Annotated in this window: 20 protein-coding genes; 14 read left to right on the top strand and 6 right to left on the bottom strand. The window is 69.0% G+C overall.

The genetic code is table 11. The features are described from left to right. Nucleotides 1–293 precede the first annotated feature (293 nt). Genes V5F26_RS19055 through V5F26_RS19045 form a run of 3 tightly spaced genes read left to right on the top strand, consistent with a single transcriptional unit; the run spans nt 294 to nt 3071 of the window. Nucleotides 294–1199, top strand: coding sequence for a heme/hemin ABC transporter substrate-binding protein (locus V5F26_RS19055; RefSeq protein ID WP_394946529.1), 906 nt, complete (start codon nt 294–296; stop codon nt 1197–1199). Then, nucleotides 1196–2281 carry a FecCD family ABC transporter permease gene (locus tag V5F26_RS19050; protein WP_394946527.1) on the top strand — a complete coding sequence of 362 codons (1086 nt, stop codon included), beginning with the start codon at nt 1196–1198 and terminating at the stop codon, nt 2279–2281. The genes V5F26_RS19055 and V5F26_RS19050 overlap by 4 nt, the downstream gene beginning before the upstream one ends. 4 nt (nt 2282–2285) lie before the next feature. Next, a complete protein-coding gene (locus V5F26_RS19045) occupies nt 2286–3071 on the top strand; it encodes a heme ABC transporter ATP-binding protein (RefSeq protein WP_394946525.1) in 786 nt (261 codons plus the stop codon). A gap of 144 nt (nt 3072–3215) precedes the next feature. Here V5F26_RS19045 and V5F26_RS19040 read toward each other — a convergent pair whose 3' ends face one another. After that, nucleotides 3216–3719, bottom strand: coding sequence for a peroxiredoxin (locus tag V5F26_RS19040; RefSeq protein ID WP_394946524.1), 504 nt, complete (start codon nt 3717–3719; stop codon nt 3216–3218). Nucleotides 3720–3893: 174 nt separating this feature from the next. Between V5F26_RS19040 and V5F26_RS19035 the strand changes: the two genes are divergently transcribed. Next, the gene (locus V5F26_RS19035) at nt 3894–7475 is read left to right on the top strand and encodes a YhdP family protein (RefSeq protein ID WP_394946523.1); all 3582 of its coding nucleotides are present in this window, start codon (nt 3894–3896) and stop codon (nt 7473–7475) included. A 135-nt stretch (nt 7476–7610) separates the two neighbouring features. Here the strand turns inward: V5F26_RS19035 and V5F26_RS19030 are convergent, their stop codons facing one another. Next, the gene (locus V5F26_RS19030; protein ID WP_394058472.1) at nt 7611–8423 is read right to left on the bottom strand and encodes a WYL domain-containing protein; all 813 of its coding nucleotides are present in this window, start codon (nt 8421–8423) and stop codon (nt 7611–7613) included. 221 nt (nt 8424–8644) lie between these two features. On the opposite strand from V5F26_RS19030, the gene bioB reads away from it, so the two are divergent. From bioB to V5F26_RS19005, 5 genes are read left to right on the top strand one after another with little or no spacing between them, the layout of a single operon-like run. Beyond that, nucleotides 8645–9685: a biotin synthase BioB gene (gene bioB, locus V5F26_RS19025; RefSeq protein ID WP_394058650.1), complete on the top strand. Its 1041-nt coding sequence runs from the start codon at nt 8645–8647 to the stop codon at nt 9683–9685. Further along, complete coding sequence (locus V5F26_RS19020) at nt 9682–10836, top strand: 8-amino-7-oxononanoate synthase (protein WP_394058471.1); 1155 nt, start codon at nt 9682–9684, stop codon at nt 10834–10836. The genes bioB and V5F26_RS19020 overlap by 4 nt, the downstream gene beginning before the upstream one ends. Next, complete coding sequence (gene bioD / locus V5F26_RS19015; RefSeq protein ID WP_394946522.1) at nt 10833–11489, top strand: dethiobiotin synthase; 657 nt, start codon at nt 10833–10835, stop codon at nt 11487–11489. The genes V5F26_RS19020 and bioD overlap by 4 nt, the downstream gene beginning before the upstream one ends. Then, on the top strand, nt 11486–12754 hold the full coding sequence (locus V5F26_RS19010; RefSeq protein ID WP_394946521.1) for an adenosylmethionine--8-amino-7-oxononanoate transaminase: 1269 nt from the start codon (nt 11486–11488) through the stop codon (nt 12752–12754). The genes bioD and V5F26_RS19010 overlap by 4 nt, the downstream gene beginning before the upstream one ends. Beyond that, entirely contained in the window at nt 12751–13743 is a 993-nt protein-coding gene (locus tag V5F26_RS19005; protein WP_394946519.1) for a beta-ketoacyl-ACP synthase III, read from the top strand. The genes V5F26_RS19010 and V5F26_RS19005 overlap by 4 nt, the downstream gene beginning before the upstream one ends. A gap of 69 nt (nt 13744–13812) precedes the next feature. Here the strand turns inward: V5F26_RS19005 and V5F26_RS19000 are convergent, their stop codons facing one another. Continuing rightward, a complete protein-coding gene (locus tag V5F26_RS19000; RefSeq protein WP_234052929.1) occupies nt 13813–14124 on the bottom strand; it encodes an SH3 domain-containing protein in 312 nt (103 codons plus the stop codon). A 52-nt stretch (nt 14125–14176) separates the two neighbouring features. After that, nucleotides 14177–14956: a peptidoglycan editing factor PgeF gene (gene pgeF, locus V5F26_RS18995; RefSeq protein ID WP_394946518.1), complete on the bottom strand. Its 780-nt coding sequence runs from the start codon at nt 14954–14956 to the stop codon at nt 14177–14179. A 406-nt stretch (nt 14957–15362) separates the two neighbouring features. Between pgeF and V5F26_RS18990 the strand changes: the two genes are divergently transcribed. From V5F26_RS18990 to V5F26_RS18980, 3 genes are read left to right on the top strand one after another with little or no spacing between them, the layout of a single operon-like run. Beyond that, the gene (locus tag V5F26_RS18990; protein ID WP_394946517.1) at nt 15363–16268 is read left to right on the top strand and encodes an extracellular solute-binding protein; all 906 of its coding nucleotides are present in this window, start codon (nt 15363–15365) and stop codon (nt 16266–16268) included. A gap of 15 nt (nt 16269–16283) precedes the next feature. Then, complete coding sequence (locus V5F26_RS18985) at nt 16284–17075, top strand: molybdate ABC transporter permease subunit (protein ID WP_394946515.1); 792 nt, start codon at nt 16284–16286, stop codon at nt 17073–17075. Then, on the top strand, nt 17072–17731 hold the full coding sequence (locus V5F26_RS18980) for an ABC transporter ATP-binding protein (protein WP_394058460.1): 660 nt from the start codon (nt 17072–17074) through the stop codon (nt 17729–17731). Before V5F26_RS18985 ends, V5F26_RS18980 begins: the two co-directional genes overlap by 4 nt. A gap of 403 nt (nt 17732–18134) precedes the next feature. Here the strand turns inward: V5F26_RS18980 and V5F26_RS18975 are convergent, their stop codons facing one another. Together V5F26_RS18975 and lgt are read right to left on the bottom strand one after the other, a co-directional pair. After that, nucleotides 18135–19178 carry a class I SAM-dependent methyltransferase gene (locus tag V5F26_RS18975; RefSeq protein WP_394946810.1) on the bottom strand — a complete coding sequence of 348 codons (1044 nt, stop codon included), beginning with the start codon at nt 19176–19178 and terminating at the stop codon, nt 18135–18137. Between the two features lie 50 nt (nt 19179–19228). Continuing rightward, a complete protein-coding gene (lgt, locus tag V5F26_RS18970; protein WP_394946513.1) occupies nt 19229–20041 on the bottom strand; it encodes a prolipoprotein diacylglyceryl transferase in 813 nt (270 codons plus the stop codon). A gap of 240 nt (nt 20042–20281) precedes the next feature. Between lgt and V5F26_RS18965 the strand changes: the two genes are divergently transcribed. Together V5F26_RS18965 and V5F26_RS18960 are read left to right on the top strand one after the other, a co-directional pair. Further along, a complete protein-coding gene (locus tag V5F26_RS18965) occupies nt 20282–20617 on the top strand; it encodes an accessory factor UbiK family protein (RefSeq protein ID WP_394946512.1) in 336 nt (111 codons plus the stop codon). A 434-nt stretch (nt 20618–21051) separates the two neighbouring features. Beyond that, nucleotides 21052–21552: a type III secretion system chaperone family protein gene (locus V5F26_RS18960; RefSeq protein ID WP_394058453.1), complete on the top strand. Its 501-nt coding sequence runs from the start codon at nt 21052–21054 to the stop codon at nt 21550–21552. Nucleotides 21553–21554 lie beyond the last annotated feature (2 nt).

Here is a 21554-nt window from a genome sequence, read left to right as displayed (position 1 = left end):
GTCGTGGCTGGCTACCGTTCGTGGGGCAGAACTTCGCGCGCTGCAGGACCGTCTCGCCTGCGAGGTCCGGGTTATCGCGCTACCAATGATGCGTCAAGCTGAGTCAACGCGCGCTTGTCAAAATATGAAAATAAATCCATCTATTGATGCACGATTGTCGCCATCTCTAGAGGTTTTTAATTTTGAATAAATCGAATATGGCGAGTCAAGTGAATCAGATCGACTCTGGAATACGAGATTGGAGTGATTCAAAATTGCGCATATTGATGTCGCTCAATATCGTTGTGGCTGCAATGCTTTTCGCGATCCTGCCGGCTCTTGCCTCAGCCCAGGCGCTGGAGGTGACGGACGCGCGCGGGCGGGTGGTGTCCGTGAAGGATGCCTCCCGCATCGTGTCCATCGGCGGCTCGGTCACGGAGATCCTGTTCGCCCTTGGCCTGGGGGATCGGGTGATCGCGGTGGACCAGACCAGCCGTTATCCCGCCGCCGCGCGCAAGCTGCCGGACGTGGGCTATTCGCGGACGCTGGCGCCCGAAGGCGTGTTGTCGGTGGGGCCCAGCGTCATCCTGGCCGTGGAGGGCGCGGGGCCGCGCTCCACCCTCGATGTGCTGGAGAGCGCCTCGGTGCCGGTCGTCATCATTCCCGATGCTCATGACGCGGACGGCGTGGTGCGCAAGATCGAGGCGGTGGCGGCCGCGGTGGGCGAAAAGGAAAAGGGAAGGGCCCTTGCCGAGGCCGTGCGCGCCGATTTCACCGCGCTCGGCAAGGCCGTGGCGGAGCTGAAGGCGCATCCGCGTGCGGTGTTCGTGCTCTCCATCGGCAATGGCACGGCGGTGGTGGGCGGCGTGGACACCAGCGCGGATGCCATGTTCCAGCTGGCGGGGGTGCGGAACGCCATGGCCGCCATCAAGGGCTACAAGCCGGCGGTGGACGAGGCGGCCATGGCCGCCGATCCGGACGCGGTGGTGGTGATGCGCGGCGGCGGGCAGGTGCTGGACGCCGAAACCGTGCTCGGCCTGCCCGCCTTCGCCGGCACGCCGGCGGCGACGCAGAGGCGATTCGTCAGCCTGCCCGGCTCCTATCTGCTCGGCTTCGGCCCGCGGGCGCCGCAGGCGGCGCGTGACCTGGCAGCCGCGCTCCATGACTCGAACATGCCCGAGCTGCCGGCGCGGCCCTGGGCGGCGGAGCCCGACGAATGAGCGCGGAACACATGCCCCTTTCCGCCGCCGCGCGCCCCGCGCGCCGGCCGGTGACGGCGGGCCTGGGCCTGTTCGCGGTGCTGGCGGTGCTGTCCTTCCTGGGCGCGCTCGCCATCGGGCCGTTCGCCATTCCGCCGGCCCGTGTGCTGGCGGTGCTGTGGGATGCGGTGAGTGGCGTTCCGGCGGCCGAGGGGCTTTTGCGCGAACGCATCGTCATCATGGATGTGCGCCTGCCGCGCGCCGTCCTCGGCGCCCTGGTGGGGGCCGGCACGGCGGTGGCCGGGGCCATGATGCAGGGGGTGTTCCGAAATGCCCTGGCCGATCCGGGACTTGTGGGCGTGGCGCCCGGGGCGGCGCTGGCGGCCGTGGCCTGGGTGGTGTTCGGCGGCGCGCTCGGGGCAGTGCTGCCCTCTTCGGTGCAGCTGCTCGGCCTGCCGTTGGCGGCGTTCCTGGGCGGGCTTGCCACCACGCTGCTCATCGGCCGGCTCGCCACCAGCGACGGCCGCACCTCGGTCGCCACCTTGCTGTTCGCGGGGCTGGCGCTGGGCGCGCTGGCGAGCGCGGGCACCGGTGTCATGGTGTTCATGGCCTCCGAGCAGCAGACCCGCGAGTTCCTGTTCTGGACCATGGGCAGCCTCGGCGGCGCCACCTGGGTGAAGGTGGGGCTTGCCGCGCCGTTCATCATCGCTCTGGTGCTGGCCTCTCCACTGCTGGCGCGCGGGCTCGACGCCCTGGCGCTCGGTGAGGCGGAGGCCTTCCATGTGGGCATCGCGGTGGAACGGCTGAAGCGCATTGCCATCATCGGTGTCGCTGCGGGCGTGGGCGCATCGGTGGCGGCCGCCGGGGTGGTGGGCTTCATCGGCCTCGTGGTGCCCCATCTGGCACGGCTGGCGCTGGGCCCCTCCCATCGGGTGCTGCTGCCGGCCTCGGCCCTGCTGGGGGCCGCGGTGCTACTGGCGGCCGACATTCTCTCGCGCATGCTCGCCGCGCCGGCGGAACTGCCCTTGGGCGTGGTCACGGCCCTGGTGGGTGCGCCCTTCTTCCTGTGGCTGCTGCTGCGGCGCCGCGCCTTCGTGGGGTGAGACGATGTATGAAGCGAAGGATGTGCGGGTCGTGGCCGGCGGCCGGGTGCTGCTCGATGGCGTGGCCCTGGCCCTGCGGCCGGGCGAGGTGACGGTGCTGGTGGGCCCCAATGGTGCAGGCAAGTCCACGCTGTTGAAAGCCTTGTCGGGCGAGCACCGGCTGGCGGGCGGCACGGTGCGGCTCGATGGAGCGGACATTCACGCCATGCCGGCGACCGAGCTGGCGCGGCGCCGCGCGGTGCTGCCCCAGGCGGCGGACGTGGCGTTCGCCTTCTCGGTGGCGGAGGTGATCTCGGTGGGCCTCATGGGCGTTGGTCCGGCGGCGGCCGGGGAGGGCGCGTCGCGCGTCGCGCGGCTGTTGCGGCAGGTGGACCTACCGGGCTTTTCGGAGCGCCGCTATGAGAGCCTTTCGGGCGGCGAGCGCCAGCGCGTGCAGCTCGCGCGCATCCTGGCCCAGCTGGAATGCGCGCAGGCGGGCAAGCCCTCCTACCTGTTCCTGGACGAGCCCACGGCCAGCCTCGATCTCGCCCACCAGCTCACGGTCCTGCGCCTCGCCCGGGCCCATGCGGATGCCGGCGGCGGCGTGCTGGCCGTGCTGCACGACCTCAACCTCGCAGCCATGGTGGCGGACCGCCTGGTGGTGCTCGCCCATGGTGGCCTGGTGGCCGAGGGCCCGGTGGCCGAGGTGCTCACGGACGAGGTGCTGGAGCGGGCTTTCGGGGTGAAGGTGCGGGTGGGGGTGGCCCCGCCCGGTCCGTTCGTGCTGCCGCAGAACGTCGCCGTGGCCTGATTCTCTGCTTTATCTGACGGAAGGTCAGATGGGCCGGCGCGGCGGTGGAACCCGCCCATCGGGGCGGGGATCTGTGGACAAGTCAGCGGTCGCGGCGTCTCTTTCGCCACCGGGATGGCCGCGCTCCACCGCCGGAGCGCGGCCTCACGCCAGCTCCTGGGCCGCCTTCAGAACATCCTCGGCATGGCCGTCCACCTTCACCTTGGGCCAGACCCTGGCGATCTTGCCGTCGCGGCCGATCAGCACGGTGGCGCGGGTGATGCCCATGAACTTGCGGCCGTACATGCTCTTTTCGCCCCACACGCCGTAGGCTTCCAGCATCTCGTGGGTCTCGTCAGAGCCGAGGGGGAAGTCGAGCTCGTGCTTGGCCTTGAAGCTGTCCTGGGCCTTCACCGGATCGGCGGAAACGCCGACGATGTCGGTGTCCGCTGCGGCAAAGGCGGCCCTGAGGCCGTTGAAGGCGATCGCCTCCTTGGTGCAGCCGGAGGTGTTGGCCTTGGGGTAGAAATAAAGCGCCAGCTTGCGGCCCTTGAAATCGTCGAGGCTCACCTCGCCGCCGCCGTCCCGTTTGAGGCGAAACGGGGGTGCTTTGGAGCCGACTTCGGGAATTTTACCCATTCGCCTTCCTTTCGACGTGTTCCGCGCCATACGGCAAATCGCTGGACCTGAGGCGAGCATAGTCCCGTTCCGTGGGCGGGCGGTATGCTGTGCGCGCATCGATCCACCTCATCTTTACGCCGAAGATGGACATTAGGTTGAAATGTTGGGGCGTGTAATGGGTGCGCGGCGGTTCGCGGCGGCACCCGCCAGAGCGTCCGGTGAGTGAGACGGTTGCGGGAGGACGACGCGGGCATGGAGGATTTCGGGCCGAGCCCCGCTTCGCAGCGGCGCAGACCACGCCACGCGCACATCCGCAGCCTCATGGGTGCGCTGGTGCCGCGGGGGCGCATCGCGCGCGTGGCCGCGAGCATCGTGCTCGGCTTCATCGCCCTCGCCAGCCTCGCGGCGCTCACCCTTTACGCCCTCATCGCCACGGGCGTGGTGACCGCCAATGTGGCGACGCCCTATATCGAGCAGGCCCTGGAGGACCGAATCGGCGATGGCCGGAAGGTGTCCATCGGTTCCACCACCGTGGAGCGGGCGAGCGATGGCGCAACCGCTGTCGTGGTTCACGACATCAAGGTTTTCGCGGCCGATGGCGAGCTGATGGCCAGCGCGCCCAGCGCCGAGGTGGAGCTGGAAGGCTCCCTGCTCTCGCTCATGCCCAAGGCGCGCCGTGTGGACCTCATCGGCGCGCAGATGACGGTTCACATCAGCGCCTCCGGCCAGCTCGCCGTGGCCGTCGCCTCGGGCGACGATGCCCAGCCGGTGAAGCCATCCCTCAAGTCGCAGCCGGTTCCGCCGGTGGCCGGCGTCGCGCCCTCCGCGCAGCCGGTCGCGGCCGTGGGTGTCCCCGGCGCGGCTGATCCGGCGGCCCACGCCGCAATGCCGGCCGCCGCCTCCGATGAAATCGATCCCCTGCGGCTGCGCTTCCTGGCGCAATGGCTGAAGGATCTCGATGCGGTGGGCTTCGATGGAGGCGCCCTGGCGGACGTGGGCCTGAAGGATGGTACCCTCATCGTTGAGAATGAGAGTTCCGGCCGGCGCATCGTGTTTCGCCACATCACCGTGCGGCTGGCGCGGATGCCGGCGGGCGGCGCGGAGCTGAGCTTCACCTCCCAGGGGCCGCAAGGCGTCTCCACGGCGGTGGCGCGCATCGCGCCCGCCCGCAATGACGAGCGGGCGGTGGAAGTGGTCATCAACGACCTGTCCACGCGCGATCTGGTCCAGGCCTTCAGCCAGGATCACCGCCGCTTCTATATGGACACGCCCCTGAACGCGACGCTGACGGCGCGCCTGGGCCTGAATGGCGACCTGAAGGCCGCCGATGCCGATATCGAGCTGGGAGCCGGCGCCATCGGCAATGGCGAGGAGCCGACCGAGCGCTTCATCATCGACTATGCCCATCTGGGGGCCCGGCTTGATGCCACCCGCCGGGTGATCGTGCTCGACCCCATCGTCGCCGCCAAGAACGAGAACAAGGTGGCGCTGAAGGGTGAGATCCACGTGCCGGCGCAGGCCCGCGACCCTTGGTCCTTCGCCATCTCGCAGGATTCTGTGGTGCTCAAGGGCCCGGAGATGAGCGAGCCGGCGCTCGTCATCGACCAGGTGGAGGTGGCTGGCGCCTATGACACCGCGAGCCGCCAGCTGCGGGTTGAGCGCGGCCTGCTCGGCAGCAAGGTCGGCAGCTTCACCTTCACCGCCGCCTTCGATTTCGGCGCGCAGGTGCCGAGCCTGCGCATGCAGGGCGCTGCCTCGCCCATGCCGGTGGCCACCGTCAAGCGCTTCTGGCCGGTGAGCATCGCGCCCCCGGCGCGCCAGTTCGCCATCGAGAACGTTTCCGGCGGCACGGCCAGTGACATCAATCTCCTGGTCAACATCCCGCTCGACCTCATCGGTCAGAAGCAGGTGCCGCTGCCCGAGGACAGCGTGCATTTCACCATCAACGGCAAGGGCGTGACCTTGCTGCCGGTGAAGGGGCTGCCACCGGTGGAGAATGCCAGCCTCGCCATCGTGGTGACGGGCCGCACCGTGCGCATCGACATGCCCGATGGAACCATGGTGACGCCGCAAAACCGGAAGATCGCGGTGAATAACGGCGTGATGTTCATGCCGGATTATTTCCCGCGCGAGCCCACGGCGAAGATTTCGGTGCGCTTCGCCGGGCCGGCGGATGCCGCCGTTGAGGTGCTGGGCATGGAGCCTCTGAAGGGGCCGGCTGGAACCGCCTTCGACCCTTCCACCACGCGCGGCAAGTTCTCCGCGTTGCTCCAGCTCAACATCATCTTCCGCAAGGTGCCGCTGCCGGAAGACCTTGATTACTCGGTGGATGCCACCCTCACCGATTTCGGCGTGGACAAGGTGTTCAAGGCGCTGCGGCTCGAGGGCGCGACGGTGCAGGCGTTTGCCTCGCCCACCGGCATTCTGCTGCGTGGCAACGGCAAGCTCGGCGGCGCGCCCATCGCCTTCGAGTATGAGAAGAAGAAGGATGTGGCCGACGCCGACATCCGCATCAGCGCCACGGTGGACGATGCGGCGCGGGTGAAGCTCGGGCTGGACGTGCCGGGCATAACGGGACCGCTGGCGGTGCAGTTCGTCGGCACCACCAACAATGTGGACACCCGCGCGACCATCGAGGTGGACCTGACCGCGGCCCGCATTTCCGATCTTATTCCCGGCCTCAGCAAGCCCAGCGGCAAGCCCCTCAAGGCGCGCTTCAGCATGAATGACGAGGGCCGCACGGTGCGGCTCAACGACCTGACCATGGAAGGGTCGGGCACCCTGCTGAAGGGCGCGCTGGAGCTTTCGGATTCGGGGGATCTGCTGTCCGCCCAGTTCCCGGTGTTCCAGCTTTCCGATGGCGACAAGGCCGCGCTCAAGGCGGACAAAGCGGGCGAGGTGCTGAAGGTCCGCCTCACCGGCGAGGTGATGGACGCGCGCGGGATCATGAAGAGCATCATGACCACACCCACCGGTTCGGCCAACCGCCGCCAGCCCAAGATGCCGGATGTGGATCTCGACGCGAAGGTGGGGGCCCTGACCGGCAACAATGGCGAGGTGATGCGCCAGTTCGACCTGCGCGTCGCGCGGCGCGGGGTGGAGATCACGGAGCTGGACCTTTCGGCCAAGGTGGGCCGCGAGGGCTCCCTTTCCGGTAAGATCCGGGACTGGAAGAATGAGATCCGCGACTGGCGCGGCAAGGGGCCGGCGCTGCAGGTGGCCACCACCGATGCCGGCGCGCTGCTGCGCTTTCTCGACATCTATCCCAAGATGCAGGGGGGCGATGCCTGGTTGGTTGTGGACCCGCCACGCAGCGACGACACCCCGCAGCAGGGCCTGCTGCATCTGCGCAACTTCTTCGTGAAGGGGGAGCCGGGACTCACCCAGCTGTCCAGCGCGGTGCGCGACTCCTCCGGCAACATCGTTGATGGATCGGCGGCGTTCGAGAAAGCTCAGGCTCAGTTCGTGCGCACGCCGGGCAAGATCACCTTTAAGGATGGCGCCATCTGGGGCACCTCTGCGGGCGTGACCTTCGACGGCACGCTGGATTTTGCCGCCAACCGGCTGTCCATGCGGGGCACCTTCGTGCCCGCTTACGCCCTCAACAACATGTTCTCCAAGCTGCCGGTGCTGGGCATGTTCCTCGGCGGTGGCCCCAATGAAGGGCTGTTGGGCGTGACGTTCGAGGTTGTCGGTCCCATGAGCGGGCCGACGCTGCGGGTGAACCCCATCTCCGCCGTGGCGCCGGGCTTCCTGCGCAAGATCTTCGAATTCCGGGATTCCAACGACACCCCGCCGGGCTGATCGCAGGCGGCGGGGGCCGGGCATTCCCGGCCGGCTCGACTGCTTCAGCTTTCCATGGAAAGGCTGAGCGGTCGATCCGTTCGCCTGTACGCATGTTCTTGAGGCGAGCCTGTTTCCGCTTCGCTCGGAAACGCCCTAAAGCAGGCTCTGTCCGGTGAGGGTCACGCAGAAGCTGTCCAGCATTCGCGCTTCCTCCTCCATCAGCGTGCCGTCGGCGGCGATCACCTGAAGGCCGGCCTTCAGCAAGCGCGCGATGGCGGGCTGTTCCGCGTCCAGCAGGGTGTCGAGCGCCCGGTCCACGCTCTCCGGTGTCGGCCGCAGGCGACCGAGATGGGCCGCCAGCCGCTCCCGCTCGGCGCCGGAAAGGTCGAGCCCGGCGGCGGTGCAGGTCCGCTCGCAGAAGAACTGGATTTCCTCAATCTCCGCCGCGCCAAGGTCGCCGTCGGCGAGGGCAAGGGCGAGCAGCAGTACCACGCCGGACTGGCCTATGAGGGTGCGGATGCGGTCCCAGCGCACATCGGCGGGTTCCGCGCTCGGCACGATGATGGCGTCCTTGGGCCAGGTGAAGCCGAAGGTTTCGAAGAAGAAGCGAGAAAGCGGCTCGCGCCGGGTACCGTCGAAATCGGTGACGGCCTTGATGCGGTCCACCCGGAAGGCGCGGGTGGCCTGGCGCTCGTGGCACTTAGCCACCAGGATGGGCACGCCCTCCACATTGCGCTGCACGGCCCAGACCGAAATGCGCCGATGGCTGCGATTGCCGGCATGGTCCACATAATCGATGACGAAGGACTGGCCCTCGGCCGGGTCGTGGTCGTGACGGTGGTCCGCGATCTCGTCATGGGGATCGTCGGCGGGCACGGTGATCTGCCCGGCATGGGCATAAAGGGGTGCACGCAGGCCGGCGACGCGGCCGATGAAGAACGACTTGAGCGAGGTGATGGCGTTCATGGGGAGCATCCAGCGTCGCCTTATTGGTAACCCATAGGGGCGCGTGGACAAAGAGGGAACCTTGGCCGTGCTGTCGGCTATTCCCTGCGGGGGCGTCATTGGCTAAGGTCCGCCCTTTCCGCGCCGGACACCCGGGGCCCGCTTCCGGGCCCGCTCCCGGGTCCGCGCCGGAAGCGGACTTCAAGAAACGGTCGGGAGTGGACATGTCGGTCGCCGTGAACATGGAAGACGGGTTGGCTTCGCAGGGCGGAGCGTCCCGTCGGGCTTGGACCCGGGACGAGGCGCTGGCGCTTTACGGCGCGCCGTTCAACGATCTTTTGTTCCAGGCCCAGACCGTCCACCGCGCCAACTTCGACCCCAATGCGGTGCAGCTGAGCCGCCTCTTGTCCATCAAGACCGGCGGTTGCCCGGAGGATTGCGGCTATTGCAGCCAGTCCGCCCGCAATGATGCCGATCTCGACGCCTCCAAGCTCATGGAAGTGGAGCGTGTGCTGGCCGAGGCGAAGAAGGCGCGCGACGCCGGCGCCACGCGCTATTGCATGGGCGCCGCCTGGCGCAGCCCCAAGGAACGCGACATGGGTTTCGTGGTGGCCATGGTGGAGGGGGTCAAAGCCCTCGGCATGGAAACCTGCATGACGCTCGGCATGCTCTCCCCCGATCAGGCGGGGCGGCTGAAGGCGGCGGGGCTCGATTATTACAACCACAATATCGATACCTCCGAAGCCCATTACGCCAACGTCATCACCACCCGCACCTTCGCCGACCGGCTGGAGACGCTGGATAATGTGCGCGAGGCGGGCATCAAGGTGTGCTCGGGCGGCATTCTCGGCCTCGGCGAGAAGGCGGAGGACCGGGTCGACATGCTGGTGACCCTCGCCAACCTGCCCGAGCCGCCGGACAGCGTGCCCATCAACATGCTCATCGCCATCCCCGGCACGCCCATGGAAAACGCGCCGAAGGTGGACCCCATCGATTTCGTGCGCACCATCGCGCTCGCCCGCATCATGATGCCCACCTCCCACGTGCGCCTCTCCGCCGGCCGCACCGAGATGAGCGACGAGATGCAGGCCTTGTGCTTCTTCGCCGGCGCCAATTCCATCTTCGTGGGCGAGACCCTGCTCACCGCCGGCAATCCCGAAGAGGACAAGGACACGCAGCTGTTCCAGCGGCTGGGGCTCCACCCCATGGAAATGAAGGTGGAGATCGAGACCGTGGAGGTCGAGGCCCCCTGCGCCTCCATGGCGGCGGCAGCGGCGGAATGACCGAACCCGGCCGCTCCGGCCTGCTGGAGCGCTATGCCGCCACCCTCAGGGGGCTGGAGCGCAAGGATCGCCTGCGCACCCTGGCTCCCCGCGCCGGGCGTGATTTCGCCTCCAACGACTATCTCGGCCTTGCCGCCTCGGGGCGCCTGGGCGAGGCGGTGCGGCGCGCGCTGGATGCCGGCACCCCCGTGGGCGCCGGCGGCTCGCGCCTGCTGCGCGGCAATACCGAGGAGCATGAAAGCCTGGAGGCGGCGGCCGCCCGGTTCTTCCATGCCGAGCGGGCGCTGTTCTTCGGCGGCGGCTTCGTGGCCAATTACACGGCCCTCACCACCTTGCCCCAGAAGGGCGACCTGGTGGTGATGGACGAGCTGGTGCACGCCAGCGCCCATGAGGGGGTGCGGGCCGGCCGCGCGCTCGCCGCCACCGCGCGCCATAATGATGTGGAGGCGTTCGCCGAGGAGATCCGCCGCTTCCGTGCCGGCGGCGGCACCGGGCGGGTCTGGATCGCGGTGGAAAGCCTCTACAGCATGGATGGCGACCGGGCGCCGCTCCATGAGCTGATGGCCTTGGCCGACGCCAACGACGCCTTCTTCTTCATCGACGAGGCCCACGCCACCGGCGTCTATGGGGAGGACGGCCGCGGGCTGGCCGCGTCCTTCGAGGGGCGCGAGAATGTGCTGGTTCTGCACACCTGCGGCAAGGCGCTGGGCGGGTCCGGCGCGCTCCTGGCGGGCGCCCGGGTGCTGTGCGACTTCCTGGTGAACCGGGCCCGGCCCTTCATCTATGCCACGGCCCCTTCGCCGCTGACCGCGGTGGCGGCCGAGGAGGCGCTGCGGCTGCTGAAGGCGGAGCCGGAGCGGCGGGCGCGGCTCGCGGCACTGGTGGCCCATGCGGGGCGCCAGCTCGCGCGTATCGGCGTGCCTGTTTCCGGATCGCAGATCCAGCCCATCATCATCGGCGACAACGGCCGGGCCATGGCGCTCGCGAGCGCCCTGCAGGCGCGGGGCTTCGACGTGCGCGGCGTGCGCCCGCCGACCGTGCCCGAGGGCACGGCGCGCCTGCGCGTGTCCTTCACGCTCAATGTGGAGGAAGCGGACGTGACCGCCCTGGTGGATGCCCTGGCCGAGGACATGGGGAGCCGCGCGGCATGACCCGTCTCGTGGTGACCGGGACCGATACCGGCATCGGCAAGACGGTTTTCAGCTCCGGCCTCGCCGGCTTCCTGAAGGCCCGCTACTGGAAGCCGGTGCAATCGGGCCTGGAGGAAGAGACTGATTCGGAGGCCGCCGCCCGGCTTGGCGCGCTGCCGGCGGGCGATGTCCTGCCGGAGGCCTACCGCCTGAAGACGCCGGCCTCGCCCCATCTGGCCGCCGCCATCGACGGCGTGACCATCGACCCCGCCCGGCTCGACCCGCCCGCCGATGATCCGGCGAAGCCGCTGGTGATCGAGGGCGCGGGCGGGCTGATGGTGCCGCTCACCGATGATCTGCTTTTCATCGACATGTTCGCTCGCTGGCGGCTGCCGGTGGTGCTCTGCGCGCGCTCTGGCCTCGGCACCCTCAACCACACCTTGCTGTCGCTGGAGGCGCTGCGCGCCCGCGCGGTGCCGGTGCTGGGCGTGGTGCTCATCGGCCCGCCCCATGGGGAGAATGCGCGCATGATCGCCCGCCTTGGCGCGGTGCGCGTGCTCGGCACCCTGGTGCCGCTCGATCCGCTGACGCCCGCCAGCCTCGCCGCGGCCTTCGCCGCCGGCTTCCGGCGGGAGGATTTTCTCGAAGGACGAGAAGGACAGACGCTTTCATGAATGGCGCCATTCCCTGCGGCTCGCCCATCTGGCATCCGTTTACCCAGCACGCGCTCCAGCCCGTCATGACGCCCATCGCCCGCAGCGAGGGGGCTTATCTCTATACGCCCGAGGGCTCGCGCATCCTCGACGCCATCTCCTCCTGGTGGGTGGTCACCCACGGCCATCGCCACCCGGCCATCGTTGAGGCGGTGAAGGCGCAGGTGGATACCCTCGACCAGATCATCTTCGCCGGCTTCACCCATGCGCCGGCCGAAGGGCTGGCGCGGGAGCTGGTGGCGCTGGCGCCCGAGGGGCTGTCGCGGGTGTTCTATTCCGACAGCGGCTCCACCGCCGTGGAAGTGGCGCTGAAGATGGCGCTCGGCTACTGGCGCAACATGGGCATCGACCGCAGCTCCATCGTGGTGATGGAGGGCGGCTACCACGGCGACACCATTGGCACCATGTCGGTGGGCGAGCGCGGGGTGTTTAACTCCGCCTACGAGCCGCTGCTGTTCGATGTGAAGCGCGTTCCCTTCCCCCATGCCGGGCGCGAGGAAGAAACGCTGAAGGCCCTCTCCGCCTTGTGCGCGGAAGGCCCGGCGGCCTTTATCGTGGAACCGCTGGTGCTCGGAGCGGGGGGCATGCTGATCTATCCGCCCGAAGTGCTGGCGGCCATGAAGGACATCTGCGAGGCCCATGGCGTGCTTTTCATCGCCGATGAGGTGATGACCGGATGGGGCCGCACCGGCACGCTGTTCGCCTGCACCCAGGCCGGCATCAGCCCGGACATCATGTGCCTGTCCAAGGGCATCACCGGGGGCCTGGTGCCGCTGGCAGCCACTTTGTGCCGTGAGGATATCTTCACGGCACATTACTCCATGGACCGCTCGCGCACCTTCTTCCATTCCTCCTCCTACACGGCCAATCCCATCGCCTGCGCGGCGGCGCTGGCCAATGTGGGGGTATGGCGCAATGAGCCGGTGGCGAAGCGGGTCGCTACCCTCGCCACCTGGCAGGGCGCGTTCATCGAGCCCTTCCGCCACGATGTGCGGTTCGAGAATGTGCGCCGCTGCGGCACCATCACCGCGCTGGACCTCAAGGTGGGCGATGCGGGCTACCTGGCCCAGGTGGCGCCCCGCCTGATGGCCTATTTCCTGGAACGCGGCCTGCTGCTGCGCCCGCTGGGCAACACCATCTACGTGATGCCGCCATATTGCGTGACCCGCGACGAGTTGGGCGAGATCTACGCCGCCATCGACATGCTGCCGGGGGTGCTCGCATGAGGGGCGCGCCGGCGAGCCGCATCGCCGGCTTCGGCCGCCACGCGCCCGCGCGGCGCGTGGAGAATGCCGAGCTGGAGGCGGCTCTCGGGCTGGAAGCAGGCTGGATTGCCCGGCGCACCGGCATCCGCGCCCGGCGCTATGCGGCACCAGACGAGGCGCTGACGGATATTGCCCGGCCGGCCGGCGAGCAGGCGCTGGCCTCCGCGGGCATCGATCGCGCGGACGTCGGCCTGCTGCTGCTCGCCACCTCCACGCCGGATCATCTGCTGCCGCCCTCGGCGCCGCTGCTGGCGCACCGGCTGGGGCTGACCGGGGCCGGGGGCGTCGATCTCGCCGGCGCGTGCTCGGGCTTCCTGTACGCCCTGGGCTTGGCCGACGGCTTCGTGCGCACCCAGGGGCGGCCGGCCCTGGTGGTGGCCGCCAACATCCTGAGCCGGCGCATCAATCCGGCGGATCGTTCGAGCGCCGTGCTGTTCGCCGATGCCGCGGGCGCGGCGCTGCTGGTGCCCTCCGAGCGGGCGGATGCCGGCCTTCTGGGCGTGCATCTGGCGGGCGACGGCGCCCATTACGATCTCATCCGCATTCCGGCCGGCGGCAGCCGCAGACCCTATGGGCCGGACGTGCCGGCCGAGGATTTGTTGATGAGCATGCCGGATGGCCGCGCGGTTTTCACCCAGGCGGTGGAGATGATGACGCAGGGCGCGCGGCGCGCTTTGGATGAGGCGGGGGTGGCGGCCAGCGCGGTCACCCGCTTCGTGCCCCATCAGGCCAATGTTCGTATCTTCGAGGCGGTGCGCAAGGCGGTGGGGCTGGGACCGGAAACGGTTGTTTCCACCATCGCTGAATTCGGCAATTCCTCGGCCGCCACCATCCCCTTTTCCCTCGCAGCAAGCGCCGACGAGCGGCCCCTTGTTTCGGGCGAGAAGGTGCTGATGACGGCGGTGGGCGCCGGCCTGACGGCAGGCGCGGTGCTCTATGCGGTGCCTTGAGCCGTGTTGCGCGAAGAAAGAACGTGAATTCAATAGGCTAAGGTGCGTCCACAATAGGACGAGGCGGCCCTAGGGCGCGCCTTCGCGCAGGAAGCGGCCCTGCACCCAGCCCGTGGGCTTGCCGCCTTCGCGCGGGGCAACCTGGCACCAGCGCTCATCGTCCTTCATGGCGCAACCCATGTTGGTCAGCCGCGCCCCGTTGGCGAAGCGCGCAAGGACACTGTCGCGGGACGAGGGGCCGGCGTGCAGCTCCAGCTCGTGCCCCGGCTCCAGGCCGCGGACCTCCCACACATCCGGGCCGCCCATGAGCCCGTCCGCAAAGTCGGACGCGGTGGCGGGCAGCGTGGCGCCCAAGGCGAAAACAAGGCTCAGGGCGGGCACGAGATGCGGCCGCCCGTGAAAGGGGCGGGCCGGAGCCTGTGGCGTTCCGGCCTCAATCGGCATCGGGCACCAGGGCGATGGCTGCGATGAGCCGGCCATAGTCGGCCTCCTTGCGATGGGTGGAGCGGCGGAAGGAATAGAAGCGCACCTCGTCCGTATAGGTGTCGAGCATCAGGTCTTCGATCTGCTCGATCCCCGCTTCCTCCAGCCGGCGGCGGATGAAGCCCGGCAGGTCGAACAAGGCATGGTGGGGCCGGTCGGCGGGGGCGAAGAACCGGGCGTAAGTCTTGTCGACCGCCAGGAAGCGCGCCACGAAATCCTCTCCCACCTCATAGCTCGACTGGCGGATGAGGGGGCCGATGACGGCGCGGATGGCGCCGCGTCGCGCGCCCTGCGCCTCCATCAGCGCGATGGTGGCGCCGATGACGCCGCCGATGGCGCCCTTCCAGCCGGAATGGGCCGCGGCCACCACCCGCGCTTCGGGGTCGGCGAACAGCACCGGCCCGCAATCGGCGATGGAAATGGCGGCGCCCAGCCCCGGCGTGCGGGTCACGATGGCATCGGCCTTGGGCGCGTCCTCACGGGTCCAGGGGGTGGTGGCGAGAACGGCGTCGGGGGAATGCACCTGCCAGCAGGCCAGCAGATTCTGCGGCGCAAGGCCGAGGGCGGCCGCCATGCGGGCCCGATTCTCCTGCACCGCCTCCGGGTCGTCGCTGGAGCCCATGCCGCCATTCAGGCTCGCATAAAGGCCGGTGGAGACGCCGCCCGAACGGGTGAAAAACGCGTGGCGGATGCCGGGCAGGGCCGCGAGGGAGGGGGCCTCGATCTTCATGGGTTGCGTCCTCGTTGCACGCGTTCCGCTGGCTCGCGCCCCACCCGCGCGGGGCAGGGCCTTGGGGAAAGTCTGTAGCGCTTTCTTCTTAACGGGAAGGGCAAAGGGTTCTTCTTGGGGCACTTCCTGGGGTGCCTCTTGGGGCACCTGTCGCCGGTCGGGGCGGATGCTGCGCCGCATCGCCGCGGCAGGCGCGGACGCCGCCGGGTTCACGCTGCGTCTTCAGGGCGTTGCAGGGAGCGGCGGAGGTTGCCGGCCAAGGGGCGGGGCTTTTGGAGGCTTGATTCAAGCTATATTCATGAGAATATAACACCGCACCCGGACACCGACGGCCGAAGCATGCCGCGCCTTCGCCGCTTCCGCGTTCGGACGCATGGCGCGTGCCTTTCCGTTCCGGAGGACCGAGATGCGAATACCGGCGTTCCTGCTGGGTGTGATGGCCCTGAGTATCACTACGGCCCGTGCCGCAGATCCGGTGCGTGTGGCCTATGCGGGCTCCATGGGGGTTGTGATGGACCGGGCGCTGGGGCCCGCCTTCACCGCGCAGAGCGGCGCCCCCTTCCAGGGCATTGGCCAGGGCGCCTATGGGCTGGCGCGGCTCATCGCCGGCGGGCAGATCCAGGCCGACGTCTTCGTGTCCATCACCCCGGGGCCGGTGGAGATCCTGAGGAAAGCGGGCCTCGTGGATGGCGCCGTGCCGGTGGCGAGCACGGCCATGGTTATCGTCTACAACGAGAAAAGTGCATTCGCGGCCGATTTCCAGGCGGCCAGGGAGGGCAAGACCCCCTGGTGGAAGGTGCTGGAGAAGCCGGGCGTGAAGTTCGGCCGCACCGATCCCGCCACCGATCCCCAGGGACGCAACATCATCTTTACCTTCCTGCTGGCGCAGCGTTACTACAACCAGCCGGATTTGATGCAGAAGGTGCTGGGCGGCGTCTTCAACGACCAGCAGATCTTCGCCGAGGGCTCGGCCCTGACGCGGCTGGAAGCCGGGCAGGTGGACGCAAGCTCCGGCTATCAGAGCGCGGCGGCTTCCGCCAAGCTGCCTTTCATCACCCTTCCCGACGAGATCAACCTCTCCAACCCCGCCTTGTCCGCCGAATGGTACGACAAGGTGAGTTTCGAGCTGCCCGGCAAGGACGGCAAGCCGGAGGTGGTGAAGCCCCAGCCCATGGTGTTCTACGCGGCAGTGCTGAAGAACGCACCCAATCCGCAGGCTGGCGCCGCATTCCTGAAGTTCATGACCACCCCCGAGGGACAGAAGATGTTCCAGGAGGCGGGCTATGGCCCGCCCAAGGGCGGCAAGATCTGAGCTGCGAGGCGCCCCTTGTCTCTCACAACGGGCCGTTCCGGCTCCCGCCTGCTCGGTGTCGCGGCTGTGGTCGCGGCGCTAGTTCTCGCCGTGCTGGTGGCGCCCTTCGTCACCCTGGCCACGGCCACCGACTGGTCGAGCTTTCAGCTTGCCGATGGAGACTGGGACGCCATCTGGGTCTCTCTGGGCTATGGCGGCCTGGCGATGGTCATCATCATCCTGCTCGGCACGCCGCTCGCCTGGTGGCTGGCGCGCAGCCGCGCGCGGGGCAAGTGGATCGCGGATGTGCTGTTGCTGCTGCCGCTGCTCTCGCCGCCGCTCGCGCTGGGCATTCTGCTGGCCTCCTTCTATGGCCCCTATGGGCCGGCGGGCGCGCTGCTTTCCCAGGCCGGGCTGGTGCTCAGCAACAATCCGCCGGCCTTCATTCTCGCCACCTGCTACGGCGCCGGGCCCTATTTCGTGATCGCCGCCCGCTCGGCCTTTGAAGGGGTGCCGCTGGAACTGGAGGAGGTGGGGCTTACCCTCGGCCGCGGGCCGGTGGAGCTGGTGGCCTTGGTCACGCTGCCGCTGGCGGCGCCGGGTCTGCTGATGGCACTGGCCGTGGCCTGGGTGCGGGCGGTGGGCGAATTCGGCATCGTGCTGGTGGTCGCCTATTTCCCACAGGGCATGCCCGTGAAGCTGTGGGTCAATCTTCAGGATCTCGGCCTTCAGGCGGTCTATCCGCTGCTCTGGGCCTTCTTTCTCCTGGCCATGCCGGTGCCGCTGCTCATGCGCGCCTTCACCCGCAGATGGGACGGCCCCGCATGAAAATCACCTGTCACCTGGAGCACCCGGTACCGCTCGATGTGGCGTTCGAGGTGCGCGGACTCACCGTGCTGCTCGGTCGCTCGGGGGAGGGCAAGACCACCATCCTGAAGGCGCTCGCCGGTCTCCTGCCTTCCGAATGCACGCCGTTCGACGGTTTGCCGCCCCAGGCCCGGCCCATCGGCTATGTGCCGCAGAGCCTGTGCCTGTTTCCCCATCTGAGCGTGTGGCAGAACGTGGCCTTCTCCCTCGACGGCGCCGAGCGTCGGCCCAAGGCGCTGGCCCTGCTGGAGCGGTTCGGCCTCGCCGCATTCGCGGAGCGTCGGCCCCGGCAATTGTCCGGCGGCCAGCAGCAGCGCGTGGCCCTGGCCCGGGCCCTCGCCCGTGAGCCCGAGCTGCTGCTGCTGGACGAGCCCACCTCCGCGCTTGATCCCGTCACCCGGGACGAGGTAGTGGCGGAGCTGATCGCCATCAGCCGCGACGGGCGGCCCGCCGTGCTCGCTTCCACCCACGACCGGCAGATGGCCCTGGCGGCGGACCATCTGGTGATTCTCTCCCAGGGGCGTGTGGTGCAGCAGGGCGCACCGGACGCCCTCATGGCGCACCCGGCGAGCCCCGAGGTGGCCGGCCTTCTGGGCCTCAAGCGCAAGGCCGCCTGAGCTTTTCCGCGCCTGCGAAGACGAGGAAAGGCGGAAGCCATTGGGTGGGCGTTTTTTCACGCGATCCCGGATCCCGTTCGCGTGAGAGGGCTCGCGCCGGCGCCGTGAACTGGCGGTGCTGCGTGGGCGGGACGCGCAGGGCGTATTCGCCCTGGGTCATCTTGCTGGGTGCAAAGGCCCTGTCCGCCCGAGGGCCCCCTTCGCAGGCGGAAGCCTAAGTTGCCCGCGTCGCGGGGAGGGCGGAGGCATCGACAATGCCTGGCGAGGGAGCCCACCCGCTGGCGGCGACCTTCGGGCACGCCACGCGGCGGCGGCACAATGGGCATCTGTGATGTCGGCGCCGGGTCGTTGCCCATCGTCCGTTTGAGGACGGCGCGGCGGGCCTCAAACGTCCGGCTGCCCCTCAGCCGTGGAAGGCCTCCGCCGCATCGAAGGCCGGCGGTGCACCAAGGGATGGGCCCGCGAGGGCCAGCACTTTGAACAGTTCGCCCATTTGCCCTTCCCCAGTTCCGGCCAGCCGCAGGGCGGCTGCGGCAACGGCCGCTTCACCTGCCGGGCCAGCTTCCGCCATCAGCCGTTCGGCCCGCTGGGCGAGCCCCAGCCGCAGCAGAAACTCGCCCTGGGGCAGGGGGCCGAATGCGGCCGCGCCCTGCCCACGGGCCATGCGGGCGAGGGCGGCGAAATCCACATGGGCGGTCAGGTCGGCCTCGCCGGGCTCCGCCAGCGGATCGGCGAAGGCGTGGCGGGCAAGGGCCTGCAGCGTATCGCCGAAACCGCCGGCGTGGCCATAGTCCACGATCAGGGCTGCGCCCCCCTCGGCGACGAGGCGGCGCGCGAGGGCAAGGGCGGGGCCGCTTTCCATGCGCTCCAGCACCGCACCCTCGGGAGCCGGGCCCCGCGGCGCGAAGGCCGCGGCCAGAGGCGAGGGGCGCGGATCGAGGCCGAAGACCAGCTGCCCGTCCCCGTCGAGCCCCACGCGCCGCTCGTGCCAGCCATCGGCGGCGGCCACATACTGGTCGATGGGCAGGGCATCGAAAAATTCGTTGGCGAGCACGATGGCTGGGCCCGGCGGCAGCTCCTCGATACGCGCGTGCCACTGCACGTCAATATCCGCCAGGGTGCGCCTTTGGGCGTCGCGCAGCACCGGGCTCGTTTCCACCAGATGCACGCGCGCCGCAGCGCCGAAGGCGGGCAGGATGCGCGCCGCCCGCAGGGCATCGGCCATGAGGGTGCCCCGGCCGGGGCCGAGCTCCGCCAGCACGAAGGAGGCGGGCGCGCCCATCTGCTGCCAGGTGGCCACCGCCCAAAGGCCCAGCAGCTCGCCAAACATCTGGCTGATCTCGGGCGCGGTGGTGAAATCGCCGCCCGCACCCAGCGGATCGCGGGTGATGTAATAGCCGTATCGGGGATGGCCGAGGCACAGCCCCATGTAGCGGCTCACCGGCATGGGCCCGTCGGCGGCGATAAGGGCGCGGATCTCCTGCGCGAGAGGACCGCTCACGCGGCGGCCTTCGTCTTCAGCGCATAGGCGGCCAGGGCGGCGCCGGCCAGGACCACGGGCAGCGAAAGCCACATGCCCATGGTGGTGCCGAAGGCGAGATAGCCAAGCTGCACATCCGGCTCGCGGAAGAACTCACCGACGATGCGCCCAAAGCCGTAGCCCATGCCGAAAATGCCGGCGGCAAGGCCGGGCCGCTTCAGGGCGCCCATGCGCACCGCGACCAGCATGACGGCGAACAGCAGGATTCCTTCCAGCCCCGCCTCGTAAAGCTGGCTGGGATGGCGCGGCACGCCGCCGCCATTGGGGAAGATCACCGCCCAGGGCACATCGGCCGGGCGGCCCCAGAGCTCGGAATTAATGAAGTTGGCGATTCGCCCGAACAGCAGGCCGAGCGGCGCCACCACGCCCGCCACATCGAGCAGCGAGAGGATGCGGATGCCGCGCGAGCGGGCGAACAGGATGAGCGCGACGATGGTGCCCGTAAGCCCGCCGTGGAACGACATGCCGCCTTTCCACACGGCGATGATGTCCGCCGGATAGGCCATGAAATGGGGCAGGTTGTAGAACAGCACATAGCCGATGCGCCCGCCGAGGATGACGCCCAGCGTGGCCCAGAACAGGGCATCGTCCAGGTCCTGCGGCTTCATGGGCGAGGTGCCGCCCCAGAGCTTCGGCATGGCGACCAGCCGTCGCCCGAGCAGCCAGCCGAGCACGAGCCCCGCAATGTAAGCGAGGGCATACCAGCGGATGGAAAGCGGGCCGATCTGCACCAGAACGGGGTCGATGGCGGGGAAGGGCAGGGCGAGCATGCTGCGAAAATCCTGGACTGGAGCGCGCCGGGGCCGGATGACCGGGGCGCATCTGGCGCGGGCGGGCCGCCGTCGTCAAGGATGCCGGGCGGGAAGCATGCCGCACCGCACAGGCCCGGTGCCGGTGTGCCGCAGCGGCGCGGGCCTTGCGCCGGAGGCGCGCTCTCGCCATGTTCACGGCAAATCGACGCGCGCCGCCGCACACTGAGTTCCGCCGCGCCGCCGCAGGAGACCACCGCCATGACCCAGACCACCGGCCGCATTTTCGATGAGATGGCCCGCCTTGTGAACGATGCGGCGGGCGTGGCGCAGGGTGTGCGGCGGGAGGCCGAGACCGTGATGCGCACCCAGGTGGAGCGCTTCCTGCGCGACATGGATCTCGTGAAGCGCGAGGAGTTCGAGGCCGTGAAGGACATGGCCGCCGCCGCCCGCGAGGAGAATGAGCGCCTGGCTGAGCGCCTCGCCGCCCTGGAGGCCAAGCTCGGCGTGAGCCCGGATGCTCCGGCCGGAGCGCACGGGAGCGAGACCCCAGCCCAGCCCTATGACGAGAGCTTCGGCCACGGCTCCCAGGCCTGAGGCGGCGCGGGCGCTCCGCGCGTTCGGAGCGCACCTTTTGTGTGCATGCGCAAGCGGTGTACACAATCCGTCGTAGCCGCGCCATCTTTACCCGCGATATACTGATTTTCGTGGCGATTCGAAGCCGGTTCGTCGTGTCGCGGGTATACGACGGGGCGTAGGCTCGCCTGACGTGCACGGGTCCGGTGCGGGTGTCGGGCGCAATCGTGTCTGGCACGCCGCCATGGGGCGCAGGCTTCGGGATTCTCCGGGTCCTCACCCCGTACCAGGCGGCGCGGCACCGGCGTGTGCTCGGTTTGAAGTGGTTCGTCTTGAAGGGGGTCGTTTCATGGCGCGCGGTGCACTGCGCATGCCTTTGGCCTCGTTGCCCGGGCGTCGTTCTGCCCCTGCCGTGTCCGGCCGTCTCCGCGTTCCTCCCACCGCGAGGTCGAGGCATGTCTCTCATCGACATTGAAGCCGAAGCGCCGGCCAATCCCGTGGATCTCGTGGAGCAGCTCGCCGCTATCCACGATTGGTCCTTCGAGCGCTCCGACGAAGACGAGATCACCCTCTCGCTCGCCAGCCGCTGGACCGACTGCCATGTCTCCTTTCAGTGGATGGACGAGCTGGAGGCGCTGCACGTCGCCTGCGCGTTCGATTTCAAGGTGCCCGAGGGGCGCCGCGGTGAGGTGTTGAAGCTGCTCGCCCTGGTCAACGAGCAGATGTGGCTCGGCCATTTCGACATCTGGTCCCAGGAAGGCGTCGTCATGTTCCGCCATGCCTTGGTGCTGGCGGGCGGGGCCACTGCTTCCGACCGGCAGTGCGAGGCCATCGTGGATGCCGCGCTTGACGCGGTCGAGCGCTATTATCCCGCCTTTCAGTTCGTGGTGTGGGCCGGCAAGACCGCGCGCGAGGCCATGGACACCGCCTTGTTCGACACCGTGGGCGAAGCGTGAGC

Origin of the sequence: Xanthobacter variabilis, assembly GCF_043831965.2 — a bacterium.
Classification (GTDB): domain Bacteria; phylum Pseudomonadota; class Alphaproteobacteria; order Rhizobiales; family Xanthobacteraceae; genus Xanthobacter.
This window is presented reverse-complemented; position numbering and strand designations above follow the sequence as displayed.

What these genes read in the sequence shown, in the direction of transcription:
- V5F26_RS18990 (WP_394946517.1), top strand. Translation starts at nt 15,363, where the DNA reads ATGCGAATACCGGCGTTCCTGCTGGGTGTGATGGCCCTGAGTATCACT.
- V5F26_RS19050 (WP_394946527.1), top strand. Translation starts at nt 1,196, where the DNA reads ATGAGCGCGGAACACATGCCCCTTTCCGCCGCCGCGCGCCCCGCGCGC.
- V5F26_RS18960 (WP_394058453.1), top strand. Translation starts at nt 21,052, where the DNA reads ATGTCTCTCATCGACATTGAAGCCGAAGCGCCGGCCAATCCCGTGGAT.
- V5F26_RS19010 (WP_394946521.1), top strand. Translation starts at nt 11,486, where the DNA reads ATGAATGGCGCCATTCCCTGCGGCTCGCCCATCTGGCATCCGTTTACC.
- bioB (WP_394058650.1), top strand. Translation starts at nt 8,645, where the DNA reads ATGGAAGACGGGTTGGCTTCGCAGGGCGGAGCGTCCCGTCGGGCTTGG.
- V5F26_RS18975 (WP_394946810.1), bottom strand. Translation starts at nt 19,178, where the DNA reads ATGCCGGTGAGCCGCTACATGGGGCTGTGCCTCGGCCATCCCCGATAC.
- V5F26_RS18965 (WP_394946512.1), top strand. Translation starts at nt 20,282, where the DNA reads ATGACCCAGACCACCGGCCGCATTTTCGATGAGATGGCCCGCCTTGTG.
- V5F26_RS19045 (WP_394946525.1), top strand. Translation starts at nt 2,286, where the DNA reads ATGTATGAAGCGAAGGATGTGCGGGTCGTGGCCGGCGGCCGGGTGCTG.
- V5F26_RS19040 (WP_394946524.1), bottom strand. Translation starts at nt 3,719, where the DNA reads ATGGCGCGGAACACGTCGAAAGGAAGGCGAATGGGTAAAATTCCCGAA.
- V5F26_RS18980 (WP_394058460.1), top strand. Translation starts at nt 17,072, where the DNA reads ATGAAAATCACCTGTCACCTGGAGCACCCGGTACCGCTCGATGTGGCG.
- V5F26_RS19055 (WP_394946529.1), top strand. Translation starts at nt 294, where the DNA reads ATGCTTTTCGCGATCCTGCCGGCTCTTGCCTCAGCCCAGGCGCTGGAG.
- bioD (WP_394946522.1), top strand. Translation starts at nt 10,833, where the DNA reads ATGACCCGTCTCGTGGTGACCGGGACCGATACCGGCATCGGCAAGACG.
- pgeF (WP_394946518.1), bottom strand. Translation starts at nt 14,956, where the DNA reads ATGAAGATCGAGGCCCCCTCCCTCGCGGCCCTGCCCGGCATCCGCCAC.
- V5F26_RS19005 (WP_394946519.1), top strand. Translation starts at nt 12,751, where the DNA reads ATGAGGGGCGCGCCGGCGAGCCGCATCGCCGGCTTCGGCCGCCACGCG.
- V5F26_RS19030 (WP_394058472.1), bottom strand. Translation starts at nt 8,423, where the DNA reads ATGAACGCCATCACCTCGCTCAAGTCGTTCTTCATCGGCCGCGTCGCC.
- lgt (WP_394946513.1), bottom strand. Translation starts at nt 20,041, where the DNA reads ATGCTCGCCCTGCCCTTCCCCGCCATCGACCCCGTTCTGGTGCAGATC.
- V5F26_RS19020 (WP_394058471.1), top strand. Translation starts at nt 9,682, where the DNA reads ATGACCGAACCCGGCCGCTCCGGCCTGCTGGAGCGCTATGCCGCCACC.